Genomic DNA, 25,041 nt, shown 5'->3' with positions numbered 1-25,041 from the left:
CCAAATGCAAGGGCTATTTGGCGGTGCTATCCTTACACTTCATTTCCCCCTAATTCTTATACCGGTTAATTCCATATATCCTTATCATCCTCGTCAAACACTTTAACTCTGAAATTGTCTTCCTGACCTAAATCTTCCCAATCCAAAAAACTGTACCAGCCATCATTGTTTTGGAAAACCTTCCGTGTCATAAATGTCGGATGGTCGTCCACTTGCTGCCACACTACTAAACAGTGTAACAAATACACAAGATATAGGATCTGAAACACTTATATGCGACGAATTAGTATACCTTGAAGGAAAGTCCTCTTTATGATTTCTCGAAAAATTCATTGACCAATTCCTTCGACACGCTAGCTAGCTGCTTGTACTCATATTGCGGATTTTGATCTTTGTCAATAAGTACGGAACGAACACCTTCAAAAAAGTCATTGTGGCGCATAAAGTTTCTCGCGAGTAGCAAATCCGTTTGCAAGCATGCTTCAAGTGTTTTTTCTTCTCCTCTAATTAATTGTTCTAAAGTAACTTTCAGGGAAACAGGTGATTTGGATAACAATGTTGCCCTTGTCTTTACTGCAAACTCACTTGGATCAGCTGCTAACGATTCTACGATTTCTTCTATTGTATAATAAGAAAAATGCTTATCAATTGTTCGTTGTAAAACAGCTAATTCACCATCCGTTTTAGGATAAATAGCTTTAGATTGCAGTAGCTCCCGAAGTGCTTCCTCCTTATTCCGATGATGCCAATTTGTCGCCTCGATTTGACTAAATAACTCTGGTAACCGAGCACTTGGGATAAAATGATCAGCACCGTTTATATAAAGGACATCAGCCGCGCCCAAAATGGTCGCTGTTAATGCCAGATAACGGCCTATGTAGCCTGGAGCTTTATTCAAAAAGTAGGCAGCCCCAACATCTGGAAAAAAGCCAATGTTCATTTCCGGCATGGCCCACTTTGTCCGCTCCGTTACAATACGGTGACTTGCACCATAGGACAATCCAACACCTCCGCCCATAACAATCCCATCCAGACAGGCAATGATCGGTTTAGAATATTGCGCTACAAGTTTATCGGTTTGATACTCCACAGTGAAAAATTGTTCCGCCGCTTGTAATGCATCTGGTTGTTGTTCTCTCGCTTGATACAATGCTTTAATATCCCCACCGGCACAAAAGCCTTTGGAACCAGCACCTTTGAGAATAATGATACAAATCATATCATCCTGTTCCCATGCTAGAAGCTTCTCTCTAATAGCCGCAAGCATATCGTGTGTCAAAGCATTTATTGATTTCGGTTGATTCAATGTAATCGTTGCAACACCGTTCTCATTCATAGAAAATAAAATATTACCCATGCCGTGAACACTCCTTCATTTTCATAGGATAAGAGGACTGCAGACATAAAGTGAAACTTCATTCAGTGGGGAATTCCTTCCCTCCCCACTGAATGATAGTTGAACAGAATCAGGTATTTACGGACTGTATATCCCCTACCTTCACATGTTGGGCTTCCTCCCTATTTAGGGGAGGGGGTATTACAGACCGTTAATACGGGATAAAATAGCACTCAGTTCTCCCCTATCCCTCTTCCCTTATAAATGTTTGAACTTAGGCGTTCTTTTTTCGATGAAAGCTTCAACACCCTCTTTTGCATCTGCCGTTAAGAAAAGTTCTCCGAAATGTTTGCTTTCTCTTGCTAAACCGTCTTCTAAGGTCTCATTATTTCCTTTTATCACACACTCGATTGCTCGTTTTACACTTTCCATACTTTTTCCGTCAACAAACGATTTCGCAACTGTTAATGCGGTGAATAAAAGTTCTTCCGAGGGGACAATAACTTGTATAATATCAAGTGCTTGAGCTTCATCGCTCGTTATTTGTTTACTTGTAAGGATTAAATCTAGAGCTGTCGCTGTACTAGTCATTCTACTCAACCTCTGTGTTCCACCAAATGACGGGATTAAACCAAGTTTCAATTCGGGAAGCCCGAAAACAGCATTTTCTGAAGCAATCCGAAAATGGCATGCCATCGCTAACTCCATACCGCCCCCTAATGCCGGGCCATTAATAGCTGCGATGACAGGTTTCTGTAATGCCTCTATTTCATTACAAAGTGACTGACCTGCTTCTGACATTGTTAATCCTTTTTGTTCATCACCGAGGGCAGGTACGAACTCCTTTATATCAGCACCAGCGACAAAGAAACGCCCGGCACCTGTAATTATAATTCCCTGTATGTCTTCCATACTTGCTAAATCTTTAACCGCTGTACGTAATTCTGTAATACATTTTGTAGATAAAGTATTGGCAGGTGGGGCGTTTATTTCTACCATTGCAATCTTACTTTCGATTGTCAAGGCTAAATGTTGATAATCCATTGAAATATCCTCCCTGTTCAGCTACTTGGAAAATCAAAGTTCGTTTCATTAGTCGTATCTTCCCAATCAAACCATCTTTCCGATACTGTTTTCATTTTTGTAAAGAAACGGGCAGTATCTGGGCCAAACATTTGCCCTTCTCCAAATCTGGAATCTTTCCACCCTCCGAAATTATGATAACCCACTGGAATTGGTATCGGAACATTAACACCAGTCATCCCAACTTCAATTTCTTGTGTGAATATGCGTGCGGATCTTCCATTATTTGTGAATATCGTTGCCCCATTACCTAATTGATGATCATTAATTAATTCTATTGCTTTTTCAAGGGTTTCAACTGGAACGATAACGCGAACCGGACCAAATACTTCTTCTTTATATATGTTCATATCAGGTGTTACATGATCTAACAGTGTTGCATCCAGGTAAAAACCTTCCTTATTTTCTACCTTTGGATTTCTGCCATCTACAACAATATTCGCACCTTCATTTACCGCTTCATCAATCGCACGTAATATTTCCTGTTTGGCATCATTACTAATTAAGGCACCAAAATCAGCATCCTTATCATCATACGAACCTGCCTTTAAAGCTTCTACCTTTGTTCTGAGCTTTTTGGTAAATAACTCAGTCGTTTTCTTTCCTACTGGCATCGCGACGGATATTGCCATACAGCGTTGCCCGGCTGATCCATAAGCGGCTCCAACAAATGAATCAACCACTTTATCAATGTCTGCATCTGGCATGATTACCATATGGTTTTTACCCCCACCAAAGGCAGCAACTCTTTTATGATGTCTCGTAGCCGTTTCATAAATCACTTCTGCCACCTTCGTAGAGCCGACAAAACTAACTGCCTTTACATCTTTGTGCGTAACGATTGCGTTTACAGTATCTTTATTTCCGTTTACGACGTTCCACACACCATCCGGTAACCCTGCTTCTTCCCAAAGTTTGGACAAGAACAAAGCAGAATAGGGTACTTTTTCAGATGGTTTTAAAATCATTGCATTTCCAACCGCAACTGCCATCACACTCATTGCGAGCGGTATCATGACTGGAAAATTAAATGGTGAGATACATGTAACAAGACCTAGTGGCTGTTTCATCGAGTAAGCATTTATATCCCCGCCAACATTAACAGAGTGTTCACCCTTTATTAGATGTGGTGCCCCAATTGCTAAGTCAACCGATTCTATTCCTCTGTCAATTTCACCCTTGGCATCCGAAATTGTTTTTCCATTTTCTTTCCCAATTAATTTTGCTAATTGTTCTGTATGTTCTACTAACAATTCGCGAAACTTAAAAAGGATTTGAATCCTTGTACCAACAGAAGTTGCACCCCATCTTTTAGCCGCCTTTTTGGCCAATTGTACAGTTTCATCTACTTCTTTTATAGAAGCGTAAGGAACTGTTGCAATCCTTTGACCTGTTGAAGGATTATAAACATATCCGAATTTGTCATTTTCCCCTTTAACTTGCTGTCCATTTATATAGTGAGTTACTTCATCGAGTGTTACTATCCCCATTACCCAGTCCTCCTATTATAATTAGAATACTTTATAACGAGTTTTCCAATCCATTATTCATACTACATAATCTTAGGTTAGCATCTCGTTTTCAATCTGATCGCCGTTTATTGCGATATTTTTGTTTCTTGATTTGTTAACAAGAGATATAACGATGAGATATCCTTATCGGTATAGTTACTTATATTTTCTTCCAAATATTTTATAAGCGTGTTTCCAACAGGCAATTTTACACTAAGATTGTCAGATGCTTCCTTGGCAAGTTTTAAATCTTTTAGTAAGAGTGCGTTCGTGAAAGCTCCTTCGCCATATTCGTCTTGAGCAATAAAGTTTTTAAAATTTCGAGTAAAAGCAGCGCTCTGCCCGGTACATTTATCAATAACTTCATATATAATATCATGTTCCAGACCCGCCTGATCAGCTATAGATAAGGCCTCCGCAACGGCCTGTGAATGAATACCAAGCATAAGGTTATTAATTAACTTAACAATCGAACCTGAACCATGATCTTCCCCAACATGAAAGAAACTCTTTCCGATTACTTCAAAATACGGGAGGGCAAAATTATATACCTCTTTTTCTCCACCGGCGATAATAGTCAACGTTGCTGTTTCAGCTCCACTAACACTGCCGCTAACAGGGGCACCCAGATATCGAATTCCTCTCTCTTGTGCAGCCTTTGCAATCTTTTGATTTAAGGATGGTGAAATCGTGCTTAAATCTATTAAAGTCAAAGGTGTAACTGCATTTTGAATCAAACCATCCGGGCCTAAGTAAACACTCTCTACGATTTGAGGTGTTGGCAAACTCGTAAATATTATATTTGTTTTACTTGGTAGTGTTTCCGCGGTATACCCTACCTTACCGCCAACTTGAGAAAATAGTTCCTCACTATTCTTGTTTACATCAACACCATACACGGTGTATCCAGCTTCTAGCAGATTCCTTGCCATTGGAAACCCCATATTCCCTAAGCCTAGAAAACCTATCCTTTCCGTTTCCATTAAAATCACTCCTCATCTTGTATGAAGGCGCTCTAAATTTTATAAACTTTTGCGGATACGATTATTTAAGCTATGTTATAACTCCTTAAAACTTTCCCTATACGACTTTTACAAACTTTCAGGCATTACTCTCAGTTGTTTTTTAAATAAAATAGCCTTGATGATCAACAACTTCCATCGCTAGTTTCCGTTTTTTTGCAAATAAATTTGTATAAAGAGGTACTGGTAAGGCTTTCATTTCATCGAATAATCTTTGTTTAGTTGACTTATCTGACACAATAGATGCAATAATCGATATTGCTGCTCTTTCTATTTTGCGGTACCCTTCTTCACATAAGGTTTCTGTAATCAATTTTTGGATCGACTGATTAGTTGCGGCTTTCTCACAACGTAACACTGCTGCCTTCATCACATATAATTCTTGAATAACATCTGCTAATAGACGCGAACATTCCTGTTCATTTTGAAGCTTTTCTTTATCCAAGTTAAGTAAAGTCTTCATAATAATTAATAGTAAACTTTCTGACAGCTGGACAAAGGATAGATTCCCTTGTTGATCAATTCGTTCCACCTGCTCAATTAGTGACGAATCTTTTTCATATTTATTTAAAAAGAACTTTGTAATGGTTAATCGATTAATTTCATTCGTTCCTTCAAAAATTCGATTGATCCGCACATCTCGGTATAATCGCTCTATCTCGTAATCCTGCATGTAGCCATAACCACCATGGATTTGTAATGATTCATCCACGATCCAATCCAGTGTTTCTGATGCGTATACTTTATTAATTGCACAATCCATCGCAAAATTAGATAATTTATTTACTATATCTTTGCCACCCTCAAGGTGTGAATCAATTTTGTCTAGTAAACTAGCTGTATAGTAAGCAGCGCTTTCCGCACCATATATAGCGACTATCATATTAGCAATTTTCTCTTGAATCATTGTAAAGTTAGTAATGGGTTGTTGAAATTGTTTACGTTCTTTTCCATAGTTAACCGCTAGCTCCAAGGCTTGTTTCGCGGTACCAATATTCGCAAATGCTAGCTTCAACCTAGCTAAATTCATAATATTAAGTGCAATATGATGTCCTTTACCAACCTTTCCTAATACATTTTCTTTTGGGATACGTACATCTTCTAAGATAAGTGTCGCAGTAGAAGAGCCTTTAATTCCCAGCTTATTTTCTTCAGGTCCAATTGAAACACCTGATAACTTTCTTTCTATAATAAATGCCGTCATACCCGCAGCTGTTTTCGCAAATACGACAAAAACATCTGCTACATGGGCATTCGTGATCCATTGTTTTTCACCATTTAAAATCCATTCTTCAGATTCCGTATCCAGTATGGCTGTTGTATTTGCAGCTAAAGCATCTGAACCAGAACCAGGCTCTGTTAAAGCATAAGCACCAATCCACTCACCCGAAGCAAGTTTACTTACATAAGTTTCTTTCTGTACTTCTGTACCGAAATATACATATGGTAATGTGCCAGCACCCGTATGTATATTAAAAGCAACACTAAACGATCCCCCAAAACCCATTTTTTCGGCAATTAAACCAGCAGTTTTTTTCCCCATTGCCAATCCCCCATAGGCTTCTGGGACATCCGCACCAAGCAGCCCTAGTTCACCCGCCTGGGAAAATAACTGTTTTATGGTCTGATAATCATGGACCTCTAAATCATTTAATCTCGGGATTACGTTTTTTTCAAGAAACTGTTCAATTGTTTTAGCAATGAGTGTCTCCTCTTCGCTCTTTTCCGTAAAACAAGATGGCGTCGCATTGGGAAAAATTGATTGACTGTTAGAAAGAGACTGGTTCCTCCCCATTTTCTTCCTCCTCACTTATTCATCTTCCTAGCATAATTGTCTCAGCGGTCATTCCATCGCACAAAAACTGGATGAATATGAATACAGGGGATTGTAACTGCCGAGGTTTTTTTCACTGTTACGCATATCAGCTAAGCCGCAATTGAAAGTCAAGTAAATTCAATCTGGGATTAGTACATATAAAAATATCTTTAATGAACCTAATTCTCCCTCTTTGACCCCTTTCTCGCGTTAGACATACATGAGCTCACTGTAAATGATTATTATATTTGGATAATTCAATTGTATAAGTATATATAAAGTAAAGAAAATATATATTTTTGATTGTTAGCCATAGATTTACTCAATATCACAATGAACACTGAATTCAATCATCGATTGCTAGTGAATAAAATGAAAAGGTTGTACACTATTATGCTGCAAATATAAAAACCATTGCTTGCCCTCACTAAAAAAACATTTAATCCAGATGCCATTATTATTGGTAATCGGATGGTTCGGTTTAAGAATTGGCTCATTAATCCAATTGACCGGATCCTTGAAGAACGATTATCCGTCTATCATCATCAAAATACTGAAATTCGTTTTTCGACCCTTGATAATTTATCAACCGCATTAGGCGCTACTTCGATTGCGATTACCTACTTTTTCTCAGAGAATAAAATAACTAAAGTATAACTGAAAAAAGCTTAAGAATCTTTATCCATCGCTATTATCAAAAACAATGACATCCACTCAATTTTCATGAGATAATAAAAAAACAACTTTAAAGATTGGAGATTTTTCTATGAAATGTAAAATTAATCGTAATGCAGCGAAGGAATTAAATAAGATTCTTGCAACGGAGGAAGCGGAAGGTAAAATGATTCGTGTATACATTACAGAAATGCACGGTAATCATGCTCATTATGGCATCAGCCTTGACACACCAAAAGAACATGATGAAATCGTGAAAACAGATAAGGAAATCGATATTTTACTTGATAGCCGTGAAGATTTTCTCGATGGTATTTTCATTCAATATTTCTATGTCGGCGACCATCCAGGATTTACGATTACGAATCCGAAAAAGGGTGGACACGTCCATCATTAAGAGTAAACAAAGTAGGCACATGAGTGATTCATGCGCCTACGCATACAAAAAAGGAAGTATTGCTAAAATGTAGTTAAGACACTTGAAAAAGATTGTTTTCACTACAGGTATTTTCTTATATACTTAAGTTTCACTTTATTGTTCAATCGCATCTAGGATTCTCTCCGGGTCAAACCCAAGGACCCATTTACCATTGATTTCTGTTTGAGGAACTCCCATTTGTCCCGTTTGTTCAACAACCTTTTGCATCATAGTTGGATCGTTCTCAACATTCACTTCCTTGAAAGGAATTTCTTTTTCATTTAAAAATTCTTTAATCATTTTGCAATAAGGACATTGTGTTGTTGTATACACCGTAATATTAGCTTCCATTATAAAACCTCCATTTTTTAAGTTGCTTCAATACATTTTCTTCTCTTTACATTACTACCTGCTCTTATCAATACAACCGATTAATCTATTAGTAATATCAGCAGCAATTTCCTATAAAGAGTCTTCCTTTTTTAAATCCAAGCACCCATGCCACCTTTAACATTAGATATTTTTTGAAACCCTTTTTTCTTAAGGATTTTTGCTGCTTTTGCACTCCTCATTCCGCTTTGACAGATAACGACTACTTCTTTTTCCTTATCTAACGAACCTGCTTCACTAGCTAGATTAGAGAGCGGAATATTTTGAAACGGTTTGCGGTGATTTGCTTTATATTCACCAGGTGTACGGACATCAATGAATTGCACATTATGATCCTTGAATTTATTCTTAGCTTCTTGAACACTTATATTCATAATACCTTTTACCGGCATAAAGCGAACTCCGAAAAATGCAACAATAACAATTAATATAATCCACTGAATCAAGCTCATTTTATTACTCCACTTCTCCTTCCCAATCAAGCATGCCTCCAACCATATTTGTTACATTGTAGCCGTTCTGGATTAGGAAATCACATGCGCTTCCACTCCTGCCACCGGAACGACAGACCATATAGTAATGCTCATTTTTATTCAATTCATTTAGACGCTCTGGTATTTGTCCTAGTGGAATATGTTTTGCTCCCGGAATGATTCCCATCTCCACTTCTTCATCTTCCCTTACGTCGATGATATTTAACTTTTCACCTGCATCTCGTTTTCTTTCTAATTCCTTTGCTGTAATTTCTTTCATTTAAAATTACCTCCTAAAAAATTTAACGTCGCATGCCCATTTGGGTATACTGCTATTTAAACGTATTTTTATTTAAAGCCTTAGTCATTTTTGTATTTATTAGATTAAAATATCAATCCAAATCTTTATTGCAGTACCTGCGATCATAACCGCCAAAATAACTTGTAAAATTCGAGTATTCATTTTCTTGCCGGCTTTTGCTCCGAGGGGTGCAGCTAAGAGACTTGCGACAATCATAATTAATGCTGGCCAATAATCTACTTGACCGGTAACAAGTTTACCAACACTGCCTCCGATAGAAGATATAAAAGTAACAGCTAAACTTGTTGCTATTGTCATTCGCGTCGGTATATGCAACACTGTCAACAAAATAGGTACTAGCAGGAATCCACCTGCAGCGCCAACGATACCGGATGCTATTCCAACTATTAAAGCCAGTATAACTGCTAATGGTTTATTAAAAGTCACCTCATCAAGTGGCATATCGTCTACTTGCTTCTTCGGTATAAACATCATCACAGCGGCAATAATTGCTAAAACACCGTACACGATATTTACTGTTTGTCCTGATAAAAAGACAGAACCATAACTACCGATTAAACTACCGATTAAGATAGCTCCTCCCATATAGATGATGAGCTGCTTATTTAGATAACCACCTTTACGGTATGCCCATACTCCGGCGATAGATGCGAACAGCACCTGTACGGCACTTATCCCCGACACCTCATGCGCGGTGAAGGCAACTAAACCAAATAACGGAGGAATGTACAAAAGCATCGGATATTTAATGATAGAACCGCCGACCCCTAACATTCCGGATAAAAATGATCCAATAAATCCGATTGCAAATACAACGATGATAAACGTTAAATCCATGGAGCAACCTTCTTTCCTAAACTAGAAAAGCGAGTAAGGATTCTACTCGCTATTTGGTTTTCATTACGCTTTTTGAATATAGAAATAGAGAATATCATCTTCTGTTTTCTGCTCTAGTAAAGTGTGCCCACCGGATTTTGCCCAAGCTGTAATATCACTTAACGCACCTTTGTCTGTTGCAAGCACTTCAAGTATTTCACCAGAGTTAATCGTATCTATAGCTTTTTTTGTTCGAACGACAGGCATTGGACAAGCAAGACCTTTCGCATCTAATGTTTTCGTAATATTCATTTTGTATTTCTCCTTTATTATTTAAGATAGTTTGAAACCAATATCTTCATAAATTCTTACCGAACCGCACAACGATTTGGACCAATTTCCATTTCGGTTTGTTCGTCATTGTCAGGGATGATTTTACCCATATTCACTTGACGAATTCGCTCATGTGAATTTGGTTGTGGTGGTAAGTTATCTGTCACAGTCCGGCGGAACTCTTCTTCGTCTTCGATATTTAAGCCATGGTTTTCTTTAAATAACTCTCCTAAGCGTCTTGCTACGGTACCATTTTCATTTAACTCATCGATGATCATAAAATGTGCAGGTAACACCACTAACTCTTCAGCAAGCTCGCGGTAACGAGAATATAATGTTTCACGTAAATCCCCTACCCAATCTTCCGCTAGTCCGGCTAAATCCGGACGTCCAATAGAGTCGACAAATAAAATATCTCCTGTCAATAAAAACTGATCATCAATGATGAAAGAAGTTGAACCAATCGTATGACCAGGTGTATATAGTGCACTAACGTCAATTTTGGATGCACCAACTTTAACATTTAAACCATCGGTAAGAGCTGTAAAATCAAACACTACTTCCGCCGCATCTTTTGGTGGTAAATAATAAGTTGCGCCTGTTTCAGCTGCAATATGCCGTCCACCTGAAATATGGTCTGCGTGTAAATGTGTATCAAATACGTGTTTGATTTTTGCACCCTTATCTTTTGCAAAGTTTATAAAATCATCGGTGAAGCGCACTGCGTCAACAATCGCTGCTTCTCCTTCAGAGATTACCATGTAAGAGAGGCAACCTTTCCCTAGTCGGACAAACTGGTATAGCTCACCGCCATTATCCAAGTTTGCTACTTTTACAGGTTCTAAATAGCTGCTCCAAGATCTCATTCCACCTTCAAGATAAGCTGCTTCACGGCCCTCTTCCGCTAACATTTCGGCAACCATCACTGAAGACCCTTCTTTCGCACAAACAACTAAAACTTCTTTGTCAGTTGGAAGTTGTGGTAGAATCTCTTCTACACCATCTAACAATTCAAAGTATGGAACATTTAAATATTCGAATTTATGACCTTCAATTTTCCAATCTTGGAACGCATCTTCATTACGTACATCCAAAATAAAAAGCTCTTCATTATCAATAACTTTTCTAGCAACTTTTGCTGCTGTCCACTTTTGTACTGTCATCTTTTTCGTTACCCCCCCTAGGTATAATTTTGTGATTTTTTTGCAGTGGAGAAATTCTCCACTGCATGAAATTTTTCAATTTAGAACGTTAATGTCGGCGCAGCATTTTTAGCGAATTCAATGAATGTTACAGCCCCGCCAACTTCGATTCCATTTACGAAATCTTCTTTTGTAAGTCCCATGACGTCCATTGTCATTTGGCAAGCAATAAATTTAACACCAAGCTCCTGCGCCATTTCCACTAGCTCTGGGATTGTAGGAGTGTTTGCTTTTTCGAATCCTTCAGCAAAATGTTCTTTCCCAGCTGGCATTTCTAAATGGTGCATTCCTTGCTTATGAATTAAGTTTAACCCTTCAAATGTGAAAAAGATTTGAACCTCTTTTTCTGAAGCTGCTGCCGCTGTTGCAATATTAAATACTTTGTACGCATCAAACAATCCACCGTTTGCTGCAATGATCGCTACCTTTTCTGACATCATACATTCCTCCTAAAATTCTTTTGTTATTTTCCCGTTCCATCCATTCATACCCGGAAGAACGTTATACACTTTTGTAAAACCATTGTCAGCTAAAAGCTGTGCCGCTAAATCAGAGCGGTTACCGGTACGGCAAACCACATAAATCTCTTCATCTTTATCCAATTCCTTCATGCGGGATTCTAGTTCTCCCAGCGGAATGGACTTAGCACCCTCTATATGGCCAAACACATATTCCGCTCCTTCACGCACATCTAAAATCAAACCGTCACGTGATTCTAATTCCTCAAAGGAAATAATCCGTTCGAATGCTTTTTCAACTTTTGGCTCATCCGAACCTTTGCGGATGTAATGGTAAAGTACATCATCTTCTTCCACTGTTCCTAAATATTGATGCCCAACAGAACTTGCCCAAGCAGCCAAATCTGCTTTTGATCCTTTATCTGTTGCCTGAACTTCCAAAACAACTCCTTCTTCCAGATCATTTATTGCTTTTTTAGTTTTTACAACCGGCATCGGACAAGCAAGTCCCTTTGCATCCAAATGATGATCTGCTTTAATCATGCATTTACCCCCCTCGGTATTATTTTTTTAAAAATAATAATGCAGACACCTATTTTATACCCTAACAGGTATATTTAATGGTAATAAAATAGTCGTTTTTATAACGACGTTTCGAAGATGTCTTTCATTCATTTCCCGCTGATTTAGCTTAGCGGAAAATCAATTCATGATTCATCATATACCCCGCCGGGTAAAAAGTCAACTCTTTATGCTTTTACTTTTTTAAATCATTTTTCAAGCTTCAACTTCAAACTGATTTAGCAAGATTGATTCGTAGTCAATATACAAAAACCCCAGTCAGCAGCTTCCTTCTCTACTAACTGGGGTTTATTCATCTTTTCAAAGCGATGTTCCTTACTCACTTAATCCATCCGAAATTACCTCAATATTATATTCCAAATATTTAACATACGTATCTGCTTCGCTGCCTTTCTCGCCGATTTCATCTGAATAAATAGGCTTTTCATAAATTGGGATTCCCGTTTCATTTGATACGGTTTCCATTGGCCGCGTGTCCACATTCGACTCGACAAATAGAGTACGAACATCATTTTTTTTAAGATAATCTACAAGTGATGTGATTTGTTGCGGAGTCCCGTTTTCCTCCGTATCTACAGCCCAAATATAAGCTTCTTCTAACCCATAACGGTTTGTCATATATTGGAAGGCTTGTTCGCTTGTCACAAGAATACGTTTTTCTTCGGGTATTTCATTTATTTTTTCCTCATATTTTTTATCGATTTCTTTCAACACTTCGAGATACGCTTCCGCCCGTTCGCTATATTCTTCCGCGTTGTCGGGATCGATTTCGATTAACGCATCCCTCATATCTTCAGCCATATAGATGCCTACAACGGGATCGATAAAGGTATGTGGGTTGACTTCCTCTTCCACACCTTCTTGATCTTTACCGACATACATCGGTTCAACTCGCTCGGTTAAACTAAAGACTTTATCTTCATCCTGATTAACCGAATCAATCATTTTCATAAACCATCCATCACTGCCGCCTTCTAAATTCATTCCATTATAGAATAGGATATCCGCATCTGAAGCCTTCTTAATATCCTCAGGAAGCGGCTCATACTCATGAGGATCAGTTCCTGTTGGGACCAAGTTGTGCACTTCCACGTTATCTCCACCAATTTCCTTCGCTATATCCTCAATAATCGTAAAAGATGTAACAACCTGTAATGGTTTATCGGTGTTTCCTTCCGAATCACCTGCCCCATTTTCTTCTTCACTTCCGCAAGCTGCTAATGCAAATAGAAGCACACTTGCTAGGATTAATCCTAATACCTTTTTTCTTGTCTGTTTCATTTTTTCACATATTCTCCCTTCACATTAGCACAGTTTCCAGTTTGGTAAATGCCAACAAAAGTCCGTGACACGGCTTTACATGGAGAGGCGGGCATCGGAGGGCTTTACGCCTTGTGAAATCGGGGTTTAACCGGTTTCCTCTTTCACAACATTCCATGCCCGCAGAGGCTTCATACCAAGCCACAAACGTATAATTGTAGTGAATTTGTACGTTACACTTGAATTCAGCTGAAATAACATGAAAATATCTGTTCTGATTTGCGATAGATCATCCGTTTTTGGCTCGAATAGTGTGCAACTTTACAATATTAGTTTTTAACTTTTTGCAGTCCTGCTCCTCATTGTCTTCAACATACGCCAGATAAGGCCTTGCTTTGGGGCGAATAAAAATGCTAGGACGAATATTCCTGTCGCCGCTAAAGCGATAATAGGCCCTGACGGCATATTATGCAGGAAGCTTATATATAACCCAATCACAGAAGCTAATGCTCCAAAAAATGCTGCAAGAATAACCATGAACGATAATCGATTTGTAAGTAAATAAGCTGTTGATGCCGGAGTAATCAACATTGCTACGACAAGAATCACTCCAACTGTTTGTAAGGAAGCAACCGTGACTAGGGTTAGTAATATCATAATACCGTAATGGATGATCCGTGTCTTCAATCCATAAGCCTGTGCCATCGTCAGATCAAAACTCGAAACGAGTAATTCTTTAAAAAACAGCAGGACTGCTGCGATAACGATGATACCAACAATTATCGTCATCCACATATCGGTGCTCCGAACAGATAATACATTCCCAAATAGTATCTGTGTTAAATCCGTAGCACTTTGGGCTGCTGTTATTAATACAATTCCCAGTGCAAACGCAGCGGAAAAAACGATCCCTATCGATGAATCAGTTTTAATCCGACTGTGTTGATCGATGAATCCTATACCAAATGCTGCTAATATACCTACCGCGACAGCTCCGTAAAAATAATTAATCCCAAGCATATAAGAAATCGCAACCCCGGGTAAAATGGCATGGGAAATAGCATCTCCCATTAAAGCCATGCCGCGGAGGATAATGAAACTTCCTACAATCCCGCAGATTATTCCTACTACAATCGAAGTGACAAATGCTTTTTGTAAGAACTCGTAGTTTAGTAAATCTTGGATGAACTGCACTTACACTCCAACCTCCAATCCACCAGCCGTCTGAAATTTCGTTTGATAAGCTTTTTTCATTATCTCCTCTTTAAAGACAGCTGTTACAGATCCTGCACCATACAACTCTTTGTTGATGATAATAATCTCATTAAAATAATCTTTTACTTTTGCTAAATCATGATGGACGACAAATATCGTTTTCCCTTCATTTTTTAAACCTTTTAGGATATTGATGATGATTTCTTCACTCGCAACGTCAATCCCGACAAATGGTTCATCTAGAAATAAGAAATCAGCATTCTGTGCTAATGCACGTGCTAAAAACACACGTTGTTGCTGACCGCCAGATAATTCACCAATCTGACTTTTGGCATAATCCTGCATTCCGACTTTTTCCAAACAAGCCATTGCCCATTCTTTATCCGTCTTTTTAGGTCTGTGAAACAATCCTAATTTCGGGTACGTCCCTAATAGCACTGTATCTTTTACAATAATTGGAAAATCCCAATCGATATTCGAACGTTGCGGAACGTATGCAATTTTCTTTCTCTGTTTATGAATTGGCTGTCCATCAATTTCAATCTCGCCAGATTGAGTCGGAACTAATCCAAGCATTGCTTTTACTAGTGTTGACTTGCCTGCACCATTTGGTCCCAATATTCCAATTAGGCTTCCTCCATCAAAAGTAAAACTAATATTCTTCACAACTTCTTTATCTACATAAGATACACTTATATTTTTTACAGAGATTTTATTAGCCATATATTTTCCCTCCGATATATCCATCGACTTAGCCATGGAAACAAAAGTTTCCCGCACGCAACAAATGGGTAAAAAAAAGTAAACTTGCTTTTTTTATATAATTTGACCATCCGATATAATAACTTAATTTTATTATATTCCTTTTGTAGTTTGATGTCAACAACTAATTTTGCCTATGGCAACTTTGGATAAAGTGAAACTTCATTCAGCGGAGGTTTCCTTACCAACCCGACTGAATGTTAGTTGAACCGAATCAGGGATTTACGGACTGTTTTATCCCCCACCTTTACATACCGAGCTTCCCTCATGTTTAGAAGTGGGGGTATTACAGACCGTTAATGCGTGTACAAAAGGGCGCCCATACTTTTGCAAAAACCATTGAATAATATGTTCTTCTGCCGACCCTATGCTTCTCCAGCATTCATTTACAAAGCAGGGACACAGGGACTGCTTCCAATCCCTATGCCCCAACTTTTTATTTATCTTGTTCGTTTTTTGCTTTGTTTATATATTCTCTCCAGCGTTTTTTATCTGGGGTAATGGTTAGCCCCAAGTATTTCCTCTCCTGATTGGCATCTTTATAAAGTGATATCGTCATTAATATAACGACGACACTAAATGGCAGTGCGGAGATGATTGCTGCAGATTGTAATGCATTTAATCCCGTTTCTCCACCGGCTAGCAGCAATATAAAAGCGATTGCCGACAATGCTAGTCCCCATATCACTTTTATAAATCCTGCAGGACTTAACGTTCCAAAGGCTGTCTGCATACCTAGAACGAATATGGCAGAATCTGCAGAAGTAATGAAGAACGATGCTATAAGTATAACCGTAAGAATTGATAAAAGGAGGCTTAAAGGCAGTTCATTTAAAACTCCAAACAACTGAGTCTCCGGTGGCATGTCAAATATCTGCGGTGCAGATTGCGCTACATCAATACCAGTCAAACCAAACGCGCTGAACCAAAGGATACTTACCAACGTTGGAACGAGGAGTACCGCCAATACAAATTCCCGGATTGACCTGCCACGGGAAATCCTTGCAATAAATATACCTACAAATGGACTCCAACTCATCCACCAGCCCCAGTAATAGATCGTCCATGAATGCATCCATTCTCGTTTTTGTGGATCTAATGGTGCAACGTCCAAACTGTTAAATATTAATGAATCAAGATAAGCTCCAGTCGTAGAGGTCATCATATTAAGAATAAATAACGTAGGCCCAAGAATTAAGAAAGCAATAAGTAAGAGAGCAGCTAAGATCATATTTAAATTACTTAAATATTGAATCCCTTTACTGATTCCGCTCCATGCACTATAGATGAATAATACAGTTACAACGGCAATGATGATACCTTGAACCAGCTGATTGTATGGTAAACCAAAGAGATAGTTCAGCCCACCATTAATTTGCATCGCCCCTAATCCTAAAGAAACAGCTACTCCAATAATGGTTACGAATACGGTTAGCACATCAACCATCGTTCCAATTGGACCATCTACCCTATCTCCTAAGACTGGACGCAACGTTTTAGATATTAAACCAACCTCACCTTTTCTAAACTGTGCATATGCTAATCCAAGTGCAACAATGCCGTAAACCGCCCACGGATGAAATCCATAATGCAGAAGAACCGATTTCATTGATTCTGCCAAAGCAGCCGTTGTTTCGGGTTCAGCACTAGGTGGTGCGAGAAAATGGGAGAGTGGCTCAGAAGCGCCGTAAAAGACAAGTCCAATCCCCATCCCTGCACTAAACAACATCGTAAGCCAAGATACCGTATGGAACTCTGGTTCATCATGTGGCTTACCAAGTTTTAGTTTGCCGATCGGGCTAATACCTAAAAATATACAAAAGAATAAAATTACCGTAAAAACGGTCATATAATACCAGCCAAACGTGTCTGAAATCCATGAAGCAACAGCACCAGCAATATTTCCAAATTGCTCAGGGAATACAGCGCCCAAAAGCACTAATATCCCAACAATGATAGATGCATAAGTAAATACACTTGAGAATTGTTTTTGTTTTCCACCCATATTAAAGTTTCATCCTCTTCGAAAACCGGGACAGGGGGTCAGAGCACTTGTCCCAGCTTAAATTAACGATAACAATATATTAACAATTTATATAATCATTCACAAGGTTTTTCCCGCCTATTGTTCATATTGCCCATAATAAAAGAGCCATAAACATTATTTTGCGAATGGCTCTATTTGGTATATTAGATTCTTTGCAGTATGATACAGTAACACGAGAAGTGGTAAGTACAGGGAGGAAAAATCTATCCCCTAACGTACTTTTCAACAATAAGAAAATCGGGCAAAACATTTACTGCTTTGCCCTCCCTTCATTAATCAATCTTAAATAATTGAGCATTAATTGCAACAATTATCGTACTTAATGACATGACGGCAGCTCCAATGGCCGGCGTCACAAGAATACCAAAATTGATTAATACACCTGCTGCTAGTGGAATTGCTACTATGTTATACCCCGATGCCCATCCCAGGTTCTGGATCATTTTTCTATAGCTTGCTTTGGAGAGCTTTACAATATTCAGGATATCAACCGGGCTACTGTTTACTAAAACAACATCTGCCGTTTCGATAGCAACGTCTGTACCCGCTCCTATTGCAATACCCAAATCTGCTTCAGCCAAGGCGGGTGCATCATTGATTCCATCACCAATCATCGCAACTTTATTATTGTCCTCTTTTAATTGTTTCACATTACTGGCCTTCTCATGTGGAAGTACTTCTGCAATAACCGTTGACATGCCAAGTTGTTCACCGACATAGTTTGCAACACGGCTATTATCCCCAGTCATCATCACCGTTTCAATGCCGCTATTATTCAGTTCATTGATGACGTCATAAGAGGATTCCCGAATGATATCGGCTAATGCAATCATGCCTTGTAATTCATTATCCTTTAATATAAAAATTACTGTTTTGCCTTGTTGCGCTAACTTATCGAATGTTTCTTCATCAAAGTCAACTTGATTCTCCCGCATTGCTCCCGGGCTGATCGCTGCAATTTCCGAACCATTCACGTCAGCAGTCAATCCTTTACCGGTTAAGTTTTTATAATTTGTAACGTCGTATAGCTCTAAATTGCGCTCTTTCCCTTCCCTCACAATCCCTTTAGCAATTGGATGGTCGGACTGTGTCTCAACGGAATAGGCCAATTTCAATAATTCTTCTTCACTAACATTGTTGCTTGGGTGAATATCCGTAACACCGAAGTTTCCTTCCGTAAGTGTACCTGTCTTATCGAAAACGACACGATCCAATTTCCAAGCACTTTCAAATGGAATACGGTTCCTAATTAACAAACCTTTCTGCGCAGCAATCGATGTTGATCGTGAAGTAACTAATGGCATTGCAAGGCCAAGTGCGTGCGGACAAGCAATGATCAGAACGGTAACCATTCGTTCTAATGCAAATTCAAAGTCACTTGTAACAGCCCAATATAGAAGCGTGATGATTCCCGACACTACAGCTACATAGAACAACCATTTTGCCGCAGTATCTGCAAATCCTTGTGCTCTTGACTTCGTACTTTCTGCATCACTTACTAGTTGGATGACTTGAGCTAAATACGTATCGTTTCCCGTTTTATTTACTCTGATTTTTATTACGCCATCCCCATTAACCGATCCACCAATTGCATCCATTCCCGGTCCTTTTTCAACTGGAACAGACTCACCTGTTAACATGGACTCGTCGACAGTAGATTCTCCTTCAAAGATTTCTCCATCAAGCGGTATTTTTTCTCCAGATTTCACAAGAATCTCATCTCCAGGGTGTAACTCTTCAACAGATACATCGACAATGTTTCCGGAAGCATCAATCTTATGTGCTTCTTTTGGCATCAGTTTAATCAATTCTTCCAGTGCCTTGGAAGCACCCATGACCGATCTCATTTCAACCCAGTGACCTAACAGCATAATAACGATTAGTGTAGCAACCTCGAAGTAAAAGTCACTTCCTGCGATAAAGAATGCTGTTAACGTACTATAAACGTAGGCAGTTACAATCGCTAAAGAGATTAACAGCATCATTCCAGGTGTTTTTGTTCTTATTTCATCCCACGCTCCAACTAAAAACGGTTTACCTCCATAGAAGAAGACGAATGTTGAAAGGAGAAATAATAATACCATGTTTCCTGTAAAGGTTACTTCGTAGTTGAATAGCATTTGAATCATCGGTGATAGATAGGTTATCGGTATTGCTAAAACTAGGGACACCCAGAACCTTTTCTTAAAATCCTCAATCATATGTTCATGGTGATCCGCATGACCGTGTCCACCGTGACTGTGGCCATGCTGACCGTGATCATCGTGGGCTGTGTGGCCGTGGTTCTCATGTTCTTCATGCAAACTGTGTTCATGATGATGTTTGTTTTTTCCATTACCTTGCTTTTCCACTATTTTCACTCCCCGTCTCGTAGTATTTGAAGACTCTATGCAACTTATTCCATTTTCCTTATCTCAATCATAACATACAATACCCCCCTTTAGTATTCATTAAACAAAATAAGTATCACAAAATTGTGCAGACTTTGCGCATTTTTGTTTTATATAACCAATACCCCCTGTAAAATTAATGTACCACTTATAGCCAATTAGCCAATACCCCAAACGGTTATAAAATAGTCATCGATTGGAAAACCCTCCCCCAGTAGATTTTTCCCCTTACATTCCTTACATGCGAATCAACAGTCTTTCCTTCTGTTTCAGACCCAGAAGATTAGCATCAATGTAACGGATAAATAGTAGTTATAGATGTGTTTATCTTTGCTAATAATCCATGATTTCCGCCACCCTTCTTTGATTGCGCTTACACATTTTTAATCTTAAAACTATTTTAAAATAAGCAAGGTATAAATGAAACCATCATTTCGTAAGGAATGATGGTTTCATTTTCATACTTTATATTGGACGAATCATAAGTTTAGCATTTTATTTTTTCTGTAGTGCACGAATCAAGCTTGAAGTCTTATTTTAAACATAAAAAAACCACCAACTTATGTATTGGTGGAGACGGAGGGAGTCGAACCCTCGTCCAGAGATATTGCCACTCAGGCTTCTACACGTGTAGTTGATATATTCGTATTTCACTATTCACTCAGCCTATCAACAGGCTTTGTGATAGCTAGTCTGATTCATCTCGACTGACGATCCTCAGACGGTGGAAGTCAGTCCAGCCTGTTTGAGTTTGAGACCCTTCTATCTACAACACAGGCGATTGTAGGAAGGATCCTTTAGAACTGCTTAAGCAGCAGCTAAAGAGTAGTTTTCGTTTTTGCCAGTTATAGGCGTTTACGTTTTACGAGCCGTAACCTCGACGCGCAACCTGAGCTCAACCTACCCCTGTCGAATCCGTAACGTCCCCATATAAATGAGAACACTCGGGGAGTCCCAAGCTCTATACTTATTATAACACAGACTTGTAATAATGCAAAGGGACCAATTTAAGCCTACTGATTGTATTCCTTTAACGCCCGGTCCGCATCCCGTTTCATTTGTTTCCGTTTCATATCTTCCCGCTTATCGAACTTTTTCTTCCCTCTACCAAGACCGATTAACACTTTGGCATAGCCATTTTTAATATAAATTTTAAGCGGGACAAGTGTATACCCTTCCTGTTGCGTAAGCCCGATTAATTTATCAATCTGATTACGGTGCAAGAGAAGTTTACGAGAACGGGTTGGATCATGGTTATAGCGATTTCCCTGTTCATACTCTGCGATATGCAGATTAACTAGAAAAACTTCACCGTTGATAATTCTCGCGTGGGCATCTTTAATACTTACCCGCCCAAGCCGGAGTGATTTAATTTCTGTACCTTGAAGGACAATGCCTGCTTCATACGTTTCTTCGATAAAATAATCATGGCGTGCTTTCCTGTTTACTGCAATTGTTTTTCCAGTTCCCTTTGGCATTGAAACACCTCCCAATCACTTGCATAGACCTTTATTTTATCAGATTATCATGTTTTTTCCAATGAGAATTTATTTATTGCAAATAAATCAGACTAATCGCCATAATCGCCATGCCAGCAATAACGCCGTATATCGATAAATGCGCCTCATCATATCGCTTCGCAGCAGGTAATAGTTCATCAAGCGAAATAAATACCATAATTCCGGCAACCATTGCAAATGTGATTCCCAAGACGAATTCATTTAAAAACGGCATTAGGATAAGAAATGCTAGGATCGCTCCAACCGGCTCCGCTAAACCGGAAAGGAAAGAAAGCTTGAACGCCTTTTTCCTACTGCCTGTCGCATAGTAGATTGGCACCGATACGGCAATTCCTTCCGGGATATTATGAATAGCTACGGCGACCGCGATTGCGAAGCCGACAGAAGGATCCTGCAGAGTTGAAATGAATGTTGCAATGCCTTCAGGAAAGTTATGGATCCCAATTGCTATCGCTGTAAATATGCCCATTTTCATCAGTTCCGGGTCTTGGATTGCCTTTCCCGGTTTCTCCATATCTTCTACCTTTTTAATTTCGTGGGGGTTGGAATAAGTTGGGATCAGCTTATCAATCACACCGATCAATAACATTCCGCTAAAAAATGCAAGGACCGTCACCCAATACCCTTCTGTATAACCTAATGAGGATACGAGGGATTCTTTCGCCTTAAAAAAGATTTCTATCATCGAAACATAAATCATCACACCGGCTGATAAGCCAAGTGCAAATGAAAGAAATTTTGTATTTGTTGTTTTTGCAAAAAATGCAAGCAAGCTCCCTACACCGGTAGCAAGCCCTGCAAAAAGAGTAAAAATTAAAGCAAGGGTTACATTATCCATCACAACACCTCCAGCCAATATTCATATTTTATTATACCTAATCGCGTCATAAAAGTTCCATGAAAAGCTTAATAGTAACAAAGGCGGAAAGCAATGTACAAACTGGAGCACTCCGGAATGAGATAAAGGAAACACAACGAACGAGAGTGAGTTGATGTTGACTTATCGATTGGAGGAGTGTGAAGTTTGCTAGTTGCTGGGCGCTGGAGCCGGACGTGGCTTTCCCTGATATCCAAGTTATCCAAAGCATTTATATTTTATAGTTTTCCATGCTATAAAAAACAGTGGAGCCTCCCCACTGTTTTTATTTTTTCTTCTTACCTTTATTTTTTTTTACTTTCGGTTTACCTTTAGATTTGTTCTTTCTTCTTGCCGGGATTTCTTGTTTGTTTCCTTCGCGGCGTCTTTTTTTCGCCTTTGTTTCCAAGAGTTCGAAGTCTACAGCCCGTTCATCTAAGTTTACTTGAGCCACTTTTACTTTCACTTCGTCTCCAACACGATATATTTTGGCAGTATGCTCTCCAATTAATGCATGTGTACGATCATCATAATGATAATAATCATCCGTCAGGTAGCTGACATGAACAAGCCCTTCCACCGTATTTTCCAGTTCTACAAACAATCCGAAGTTCGTTACCGAGCTAATTACTCCTGTAAACTCCTCGCCAATCTTATCTTCCATATACTCCGCTTTCTTTAAGTCATCCGTTTCCCGTTCCGTGTCGACCGCTCTTCTTTCCATTTCGGATGTATGCTTTGCGATTTCCGGAAGAGCTTCCCGCCAATCCGCAATCGTCTTTCTATCCATCTTCTTCTCAAATAGATACGTGCGGATGAGCCGGTGGACAATTAAATCCGGGTAGCGGCGAATCGGTGACGTGAAATGGGTATAAAAGTCTGTCGCAAGTCCAAAGTGCCCGACACTTTCTGGGGCATACTTCGCCTGTTTCATGGATCGAAGCATCAGCTTTGAAACAATCATTTCTTCTGGTTCATCTTTTATCTTGTCAAGAACTTTTTGTAAGGCTTGCGGATGGATTTCATTTGCTGTTCCTTTTACCGAAATACCAAGACCAGCAAGGAATTCAAAGAAACTCTCCAATTTTCCTTCATCCGGATCTTCATGGATGCGGTGAATGAACGGTACATCCAGCCAATGGAAGTGTTCTGCCACCGTTTCGTTTGCAGCGAGCATAAATTCCTCAATCAACCGTTCACCGACTGAACGCTCACGAAGCACGACATCCTTCGCTTTTCCTTCGTCGTCAACAAGCACTTGCGCTTCCTTGAAATCGAAGTCAATCGCCCCTCGGCCCTTTCGCTTTCCACGGAGGATTGCTGCAAGCTTTTCCATCTGCTCGAACATTGGAACAAGTTCGGCATATTTCTCTCGTAACTCTTTATCCTGATCGACGAGAATTTTATTCACGTCGGTATAAGTCATCCGTTCCGTTGAATTAATAACAGCGGGGAAAAATTCATGCTCCACAACTTCTCCGCTCGTCGTAATTTCCATCTCACACCCAATTGTCAACCGGTCGACTTGTGGGTTCAATGAACAGATCCCATTGGAGAGCCGATGTGGAATCATTGGAATAACCCGGTCGACAAGATAGACACTTGTCCCTCTTTCATATGCTTCCTCATCCATCGGAGAGCCTTTGTCAATATAATAACTGACGTCGGCAATATAAACACCTAGTTGGTAATTCCCATTGTCCAGCTTTTTAACCGAAATCGCATCATCAAGGTCCTTTGCATCTGCCCCGTCAATCGTTACAATTTGTTCATTCCGACGATCGATTCTATCTTCAAGCTCCTCGGGCGAAATCTCATCAGGTATTTCTAATGCCTGTTGTAAAACATCATCAGGAAAATCAATCGTTATCCCATGTTTATAAATAATGGATATAATATCAATGCCGGGGTCATTTTTATGACCGAGAATCTCGGTGATTTCAGCTTCTGCACTGCTCCACGCTTCAGGATACTTCGTAATCTGTGCAATGACCTTATGGCCGTCAATTGCCCCGTTCGCTTTTCCTTTCGGGATAAAGATATCATGGGGAATCCGCTTATCATCAGGGATGACGAAACCAAAGTTCTTGTTATCATCGTACGTTCCGACGACTTGAGTAATCGCCCGCTCCAATATCCGGAGCACGACACCTTCCGCACGGTCGCCTGCAAAGGATTGCTTCTCCCGCCTTACAAGCACCTTATCGCCATTCATCGCGGAGTTCAAATCAGATGGATTAATGTAAATATCCTCTACCCCCTCTTCTTCGGGGAGTAGGAAGGCGAATCCTTTATTATGCATTTGAATCCGACCTAAAATGAGATTCATTTTCTCCGGGAGGCCGTAACGGTTCTTTCTCGTGCGGACGAGTTCACCCGAATCCTCAAGACTATTCAATGTTTTAATTAGTTCTTTAAATTCTTCTGCATCTTGAATGCCCAACTTCTCTTCAATTTCATCGACGCTTAACGGCCGGGTCTCCGTTTCATTGAAAAATGTAAGCAATTTTTCTTTCATTCGTCTCACCTACTTTCATTATATTTATTACCGCTC

Annotated in this window: 24 protein-coding genes, 1 other RNA gene and 1 pseudogene; 2 read left to right on the top strand and 24 right to left on the bottom strand. The window is 39.4% G+C overall.

Annotated features, from left to right (window positions below):
* Positions 1-65 precede the first annotated feature (65 nt).
* The 6 genes from GN217_RS19175 to GN217_RS06060 all read right to left on the bottom strand — a co-directional run bounded on the left by GN217_RS19175 (position 66) and on the right by GN217_RS06060 (position 6,747).
* Positions 66-191, bottom strand: coding sequence for a hypothetical protein (locus GN217_RS19175; RefSeq protein WP_255454351.1), 126 nt, complete (start codon positions 189-191; stop codon positions 66-68).
* Positions 192-310: 119 nt separating this feature from the next.
* Complete coding sequence (locus GN217_RS06080) at positions 311-1,357, bottom strand: enoyl-CoA hydratase/isomerase family protein (RefSeq protein ID WP_156855773.1); 1,047 nt, start codon at positions 1,355-1,357, stop codon at positions 311-313.
* A gap of 237 nt (positions 1,358-1,594) precedes the next feature.
* Positions 1,595-2,380, bottom strand: a complete 786-nt coding sequence (locus tag GN217_RS06075; protein ID WP_156855772.1) for an enoyl-CoA hydratase-related protein — start codon at positions 2,378-2,380, stop codon at positions 1,595-1,597.
* 17 nt (positions 2,381-2,397) lie between these two features.
* Entirely contained in the window at positions 2,398-3,909 is a 1,512-nt protein-coding gene (locus GN217_RS06070; protein ID WP_156855771.1) for a CoA-acylating methylmalonate-semialdehyde dehydrogenase, read from the bottom strand.
* 107 nt (positions 3,910-4,016) lie between these two features.
* Positions 4,017-4,913, bottom strand: coding sequence for an NAD(P)-dependent oxidoreductase (locus GN217_RS06065; protein WP_156855770.1), 897 nt, complete (start codon positions 4,911-4,913; stop codon positions 4,017-4,019).
* A 142-nt stretch (positions 4,914-5,055) separates the two neighbouring features.
* On the bottom strand, positions 5,056-6,747 hold the full coding sequence (locus GN217_RS06060) for an acyl-CoA dehydrogenase family protein (protein WP_156855769.1): 1,692 nt from the start codon (positions 6,745-6,747) through the stop codon (positions 5,056-5,058).
* Positions 6,748-7,182: 435 nt separating this feature from the next.
* Here GN217_RS06060 and GN217_RS06055 point away from each other — a divergent pair, with 435 nt between their 5' ends.
* Both GN217_RS06055 and GN217_RS06050 read left to right on the top strand, forming a co-directional pair.
* Entirely contained in the window at positions 7,183-7,425 is a 243-nt protein-coding gene (locus GN217_RS06055) for an ROK family protein (RefSeq protein ID WP_156855768.1), read from the top strand.
* Positions 7,426-7,534: 109 nt separating this feature from the next.
* Complete coding sequence (locus GN217_RS06050) at positions 7,535-7,840, top strand: iron-sulfur cluster assembly accessory protein (RefSeq protein ID WP_156855767.1); 306 nt, start codon at positions 7,535-7,537, stop codon at positions 7,838-7,840.
* A 135-nt stretch (positions 7,841-7,975) separates the two neighbouring features.
* Here GN217_RS06050 and GN217_RS06045 read toward each other — a convergent pair whose 3' ends face one another.
* The 18 genes and pseudogenes from GN217_RS06045 to rnr all read right to left on the bottom strand — a co-directional run bounded on the left by GN217_RS06045 (position 7,976) and on the right by rnr (position 25,005).
* A complete protein-coding gene (locus GN217_RS06045; RefSeq protein ID WP_156855766.1) occupies positions 7,976-8,212 on the bottom strand; it encodes a glutaredoxin family protein in 237 nt (78 codons plus the stop codon).
* Between the two features lie 131 nt (positions 8,213-8,343).
* Complete coding sequence (locus tag GN217_RS06040; RefSeq protein WP_156855765.1) at positions 8,344-8,703, bottom strand: rhodanese-like domain-containing protein; 360 nt, start codon at positions 8,701-8,703, stop codon at positions 8,344-8,346.
* A gap of 4 nt (positions 8,704-8,707) precedes the next feature.
* Entirely contained in the window at positions 8,708-9,004 is a 297-nt protein-coding gene (locus tag GN217_RS06035; protein WP_156855764.1) for a rhodanese-like domain-containing protein, read from the bottom strand.
* Positions 9,005-9,103: 99 nt separating this feature from the next.
* Positions 9,104-9,883, bottom strand: a complete 780-nt coding sequence (locus tag GN217_RS06030) for a sulfite exporter TauE/SafE family protein (protein ID WP_156855763.1) — start codon at positions 9,881-9,883, stop codon at positions 9,104-9,106.
* 63 nt (positions 9,884-9,946) lie between these two features.
* On the bottom strand, positions 9,947-10,174 hold the full coding sequence (locus GN217_RS06025) for a sulfurtransferase TusA family protein (RefSeq protein WP_156855762.1): 228 nt from the start codon (positions 10,172-10,174) through the stop codon (positions 9,947-9,949).
* 56 nt (positions 10,175-10,230) lie between these two features.
* Positions 10,231-11,358, bottom strand: coding sequence for an MBL fold metallo-hydrolase (locus tag GN217_RS06020; RefSeq protein WP_156855761.1), 1,128 nt, complete (start codon positions 11,356-11,358; stop codon positions 10,231-10,233).
* Between the two features lie 80 nt (positions 11,359-11,438).
* Positions 11,439-11,834 carry a DsrE/DsrF/DrsH-like family protein gene (locus tag GN217_RS06015; RefSeq protein WP_156855827.1) on the bottom strand — a complete coding sequence of 132 codons (396 nt, stop codon included), beginning with the start codon at positions 11,832-11,834 and terminating at the stop codon, positions 11,439-11,441.
* Between the two features lie 12 nt (positions 11,835-11,846).
* Positions 11,847-12,398 carry a sulfurtransferase TusA family protein gene (locus GN217_RS06010; RefSeq protein WP_156855760.1) on the bottom strand — a complete coding sequence of 184 codons (552 nt, stop codon included), beginning with the start codon at positions 12,396-12,398 and terminating at the stop codon, positions 11,847-11,849.
* Between the two features lie 354 nt (positions 12,399-12,752).
* The gene (locus tag GN217_RS06005; protein WP_156855759.1) at positions 12,753-13,718 is read right to left on the bottom strand and encodes a metal ABC transporter solute-binding protein, Zn/Mn family; all 966 of its coding nucleotides are present in this window, start codon (positions 13,716-13,718) and stop codon (positions 12,753-12,755) included.
* A gap of 315 nt (positions 13,719-14,033) precedes the next feature.
* Positions 14,034-14,891, bottom strand: a complete 858-nt coding sequence (locus GN217_RS06000; protein WP_156855758.1) for a metal ABC transporter permease — start codon at positions 14,889-14,891, stop codon at positions 14,034-14,036.
* Entirely contained in the window at positions 14,892-15,635 is a 744-nt protein-coding gene (locus tag GN217_RS05995; protein WP_156855757.1) for a metal ABC transporter ATP-binding protein, read from the bottom strand. It abuts the gene before it with no gap.
* 475 nt (positions 15,636-16,110) lie between these two features.
* Positions 16,111-17,679 (bottom strand): BCCT family transporter, encoded by a 1,569-nt coding sequence (locus GN217_RS05990; RefSeq protein WP_156855756.1) that lies wholly within the window; start codon positions 17,677-17,679, stop codon positions 16,111-16,113.
* A gap of 314 nt (positions 17,680-17,993) precedes the next feature.
* Positions 17,994-19,841, bottom strand: coding sequence for a copper-translocating P-type ATPase (locus GN217_RS05985; protein ID WP_370459733.1), 1,848 nt, complete (start codon positions 19,839-19,841; stop codon positions 17,994-17,996).
* 428 nt (positions 19,842-20,269) lie between these two features.
* Positions 20,270-20,385: pseudogene (locus GN217_RS18905) on the bottom strand (response regulator transcription factor); the annotation flags it as partial.
* A 294-nt stretch (positions 20,386-20,679) separates the two neighbouring features.
* Positions 20,680-21,039: a transfer-messenger RNA gene (gene ssrA, locus GN217_RS05980) on the bottom strand.
* Between the two features lie 85 nt (positions 21,040-21,124).
* The gene (smpB, locus tag GN217_RS05975) at positions 21,125-21,589 is read right to left on the bottom strand and encodes an SsrA-binding protein SmpB (protein ID WP_156855754.1); all 465 of its coding nucleotides are present in this window, start codon (positions 21,587-21,589) and stop codon (positions 21,125-21,127) included.
* A gap of 73 nt (positions 21,590-21,662) precedes the next feature.
* The gene (gene zupT / locus GN217_RS05970) at positions 21,663-22,469 is read right to left on the bottom strand and encodes a zinc transporter ZupT (protein WP_156855753.1); all 807 of its coding nucleotides are present in this window, start codon (positions 22,467-22,469) and stop codon (positions 21,663-21,665) included.
* A 304-nt stretch (positions 22,470-22,773) separates the two neighbouring features.
* Positions 22,774-25,005, bottom strand: a complete 2,232-nt coding sequence (gene rnr, locus GN217_RS05965; RefSeq protein WP_156855752.1) for a ribonuclease R — start codon at positions 25,003-25,005, stop codon at positions 22,774-22,776.
* Positions 25,006-25,041: the final 36 nt, after the last annotated feature.

This window comes from Oceanobacillus sp. AG (assembly GCF_009746545.1).
Classification (GTDB): Bacteria; Bacillota; Bacilli; order Bacillales; family Amphibacillaceae; genus Oceanobacillus; species Oceanobacillus indicireducens.
Note: the sequence above shows the minus strand (reverse complement) of the source record. Positions and strands in the feature narration are given on the sequence as shown.

What these genes read in the sequence shown, in the direction of transcription:
- GN217_RS06025 (WP_156855762.1), bottom strand. Translation starts at nt 10,174, where the DNA reads ATGAATATTACGAAAACATTAGATGCGAAAGGTCTTGCTTGTCCAATG.
- GN217_RS06065 (WP_156855770.1), bottom strand. Translation starts at nt 4,913, where the DNA reads ATGGAAACGGAAAGGATAGGTTTTCTAGGCTTAGGGAATATGGGGTTT.
- GN217_RS05985 (WP_370459733.1), bottom strand. Translation starts at nt 19,841, where the DNA reads ATGCTATTCAACTACGAAGTAACCTTTACAGGAAACATGGTATTATTA.
- GN217_RS06080 (WP_156855773.1), bottom strand. Translation starts at nt 1,357, where the DNA reads ATGGGTAATATTTTATTTTCTATGAATGAGAACGGTGTTGCAACGATT.
- GN217_RS19175 (WP_255454351.1), bottom strand. Translation starts at nt 191, where the DNA reads ATGACACGGAAGGTTTTCCAAAACAATGATGGCTGGTACAGTTTTTTG.
- GN217_RS06030 (WP_156855763.1), bottom strand. Translation starts at nt 9,883, where the DNA reads ATGGATTTAACGTTTATCATCGTTGTATTTGCAATCGGATTTATTGGA.
- rnr (WP_156855752.1), bottom strand. Translation starts at nt 25,005, where the DNA reads ATGAAAGAAAAATTGCTTACATTTTTCAATGAAACGGAGACCCGGCCG.
- zupT (WP_156855753.1), bottom strand. Translation starts at nt 22,469, where the DNA reads ATGGATAATGTAACCCTTGCTTTAATTTTTACTCTTTTTGCAGGGCTT.
- GN217_RS06020 (WP_156855761.1), bottom strand. Translation starts at nt 11,358, where the DNA reads ATGACAGTACAAAAGTGGACAGCAGCAAAAGTTGCTAGAAAAGTTATT.
- GN217_RS05995 (WP_156855757.1), bottom strand. Translation starts at nt 15,635, where the DNA reads ATGGCTAATAAAATCTCTGTAAAAAATATAAGTGTATCTTATGTAGAT.
- GN217_RS06015 (WP_156855827.1), bottom strand. Translation starts at nt 11,834, where the DNA reads ATGTCAGAAAAGGTAGCGATCATTGCAGCAAACGGTGGATTGTTTGAT.
- GN217_RS06050 (WP_156855767.1), top strand. Translation starts at nt 7,535, where the DNA reads ATGAAATGTAAAATTAATCGTAATGCAGCGAAGGAATTAAATAAGATT.
- GN217_RS06010 (WP_156855760.1), bottom strand. Translation starts at nt 12,398, where the DNA reads ATGATTAAAGCAGATCATCATTTGGATGCAAAGGGACTTGCTTGTCCG.
- smpB (WP_156855754.1), bottom strand. Translation starts at nt 21,589, where the DNA reads ATGCCAAAGGGAACTGGAAAAACAATTGCAGTAAACAGGAAAGCACGC.
- GN217_RS06035 (WP_156855764.1), bottom strand. Translation starts at nt 9,004, where the DNA reads ATGAAAGAAATTACAGCAAAGGAATTAGAAAGAAAACGAGATGCAGGT.
- GN217_RS06045 (WP_156855766.1), bottom strand. Translation starts at nt 8,212, where the DNA reads ATGGAAGCTAATATTACGGTGTATACAACAACACAATGTCCTTATTGC.
- GN217_RS06060 (WP_156855769.1), bottom strand. Translation starts at nt 6,747, where the DNA reads ATGGGGAGGAACCAGTCTCTTTCTAACAGTCAATCAATTTTTCCCAAT.
- GN217_RS06005 (WP_156855759.1), bottom strand. Translation starts at nt 13,718, where the DNA reads ATGAAACAGACAAGAAAAAAGGTATTAGGATTAATCCTAGCAAGTGTG.
- GN217_RS06070 (WP_156855771.1), bottom strand. Translation starts at nt 3,909, where the DNA reads ATGGGGATAGTAACACTCGATGAAGTAACTCACTATATAAATGGACAG.
- GN217_RS06075 (WP_156855772.1), bottom strand. Translation starts at nt 2,380, where the DNA reads ATGGATTATCAACATTTAGCCTTGACAATCGAAAGTAAGATTGCAATG.
- GN217_RS06040 (WP_156855765.1), bottom strand. Translation starts at nt 8,703, where the DNA reads ATGAGCTTGATTCAGTGGATTATATTAATTGTTATTGTTGCATTTTTC.
- GN217_RS05990 (WP_156855756.1), bottom strand. Translation starts at nt 17,679, where the DNA reads ATGGGTGGAAAACAAAAACAATTCTCAAGTGTATTTACTTATGCATCT.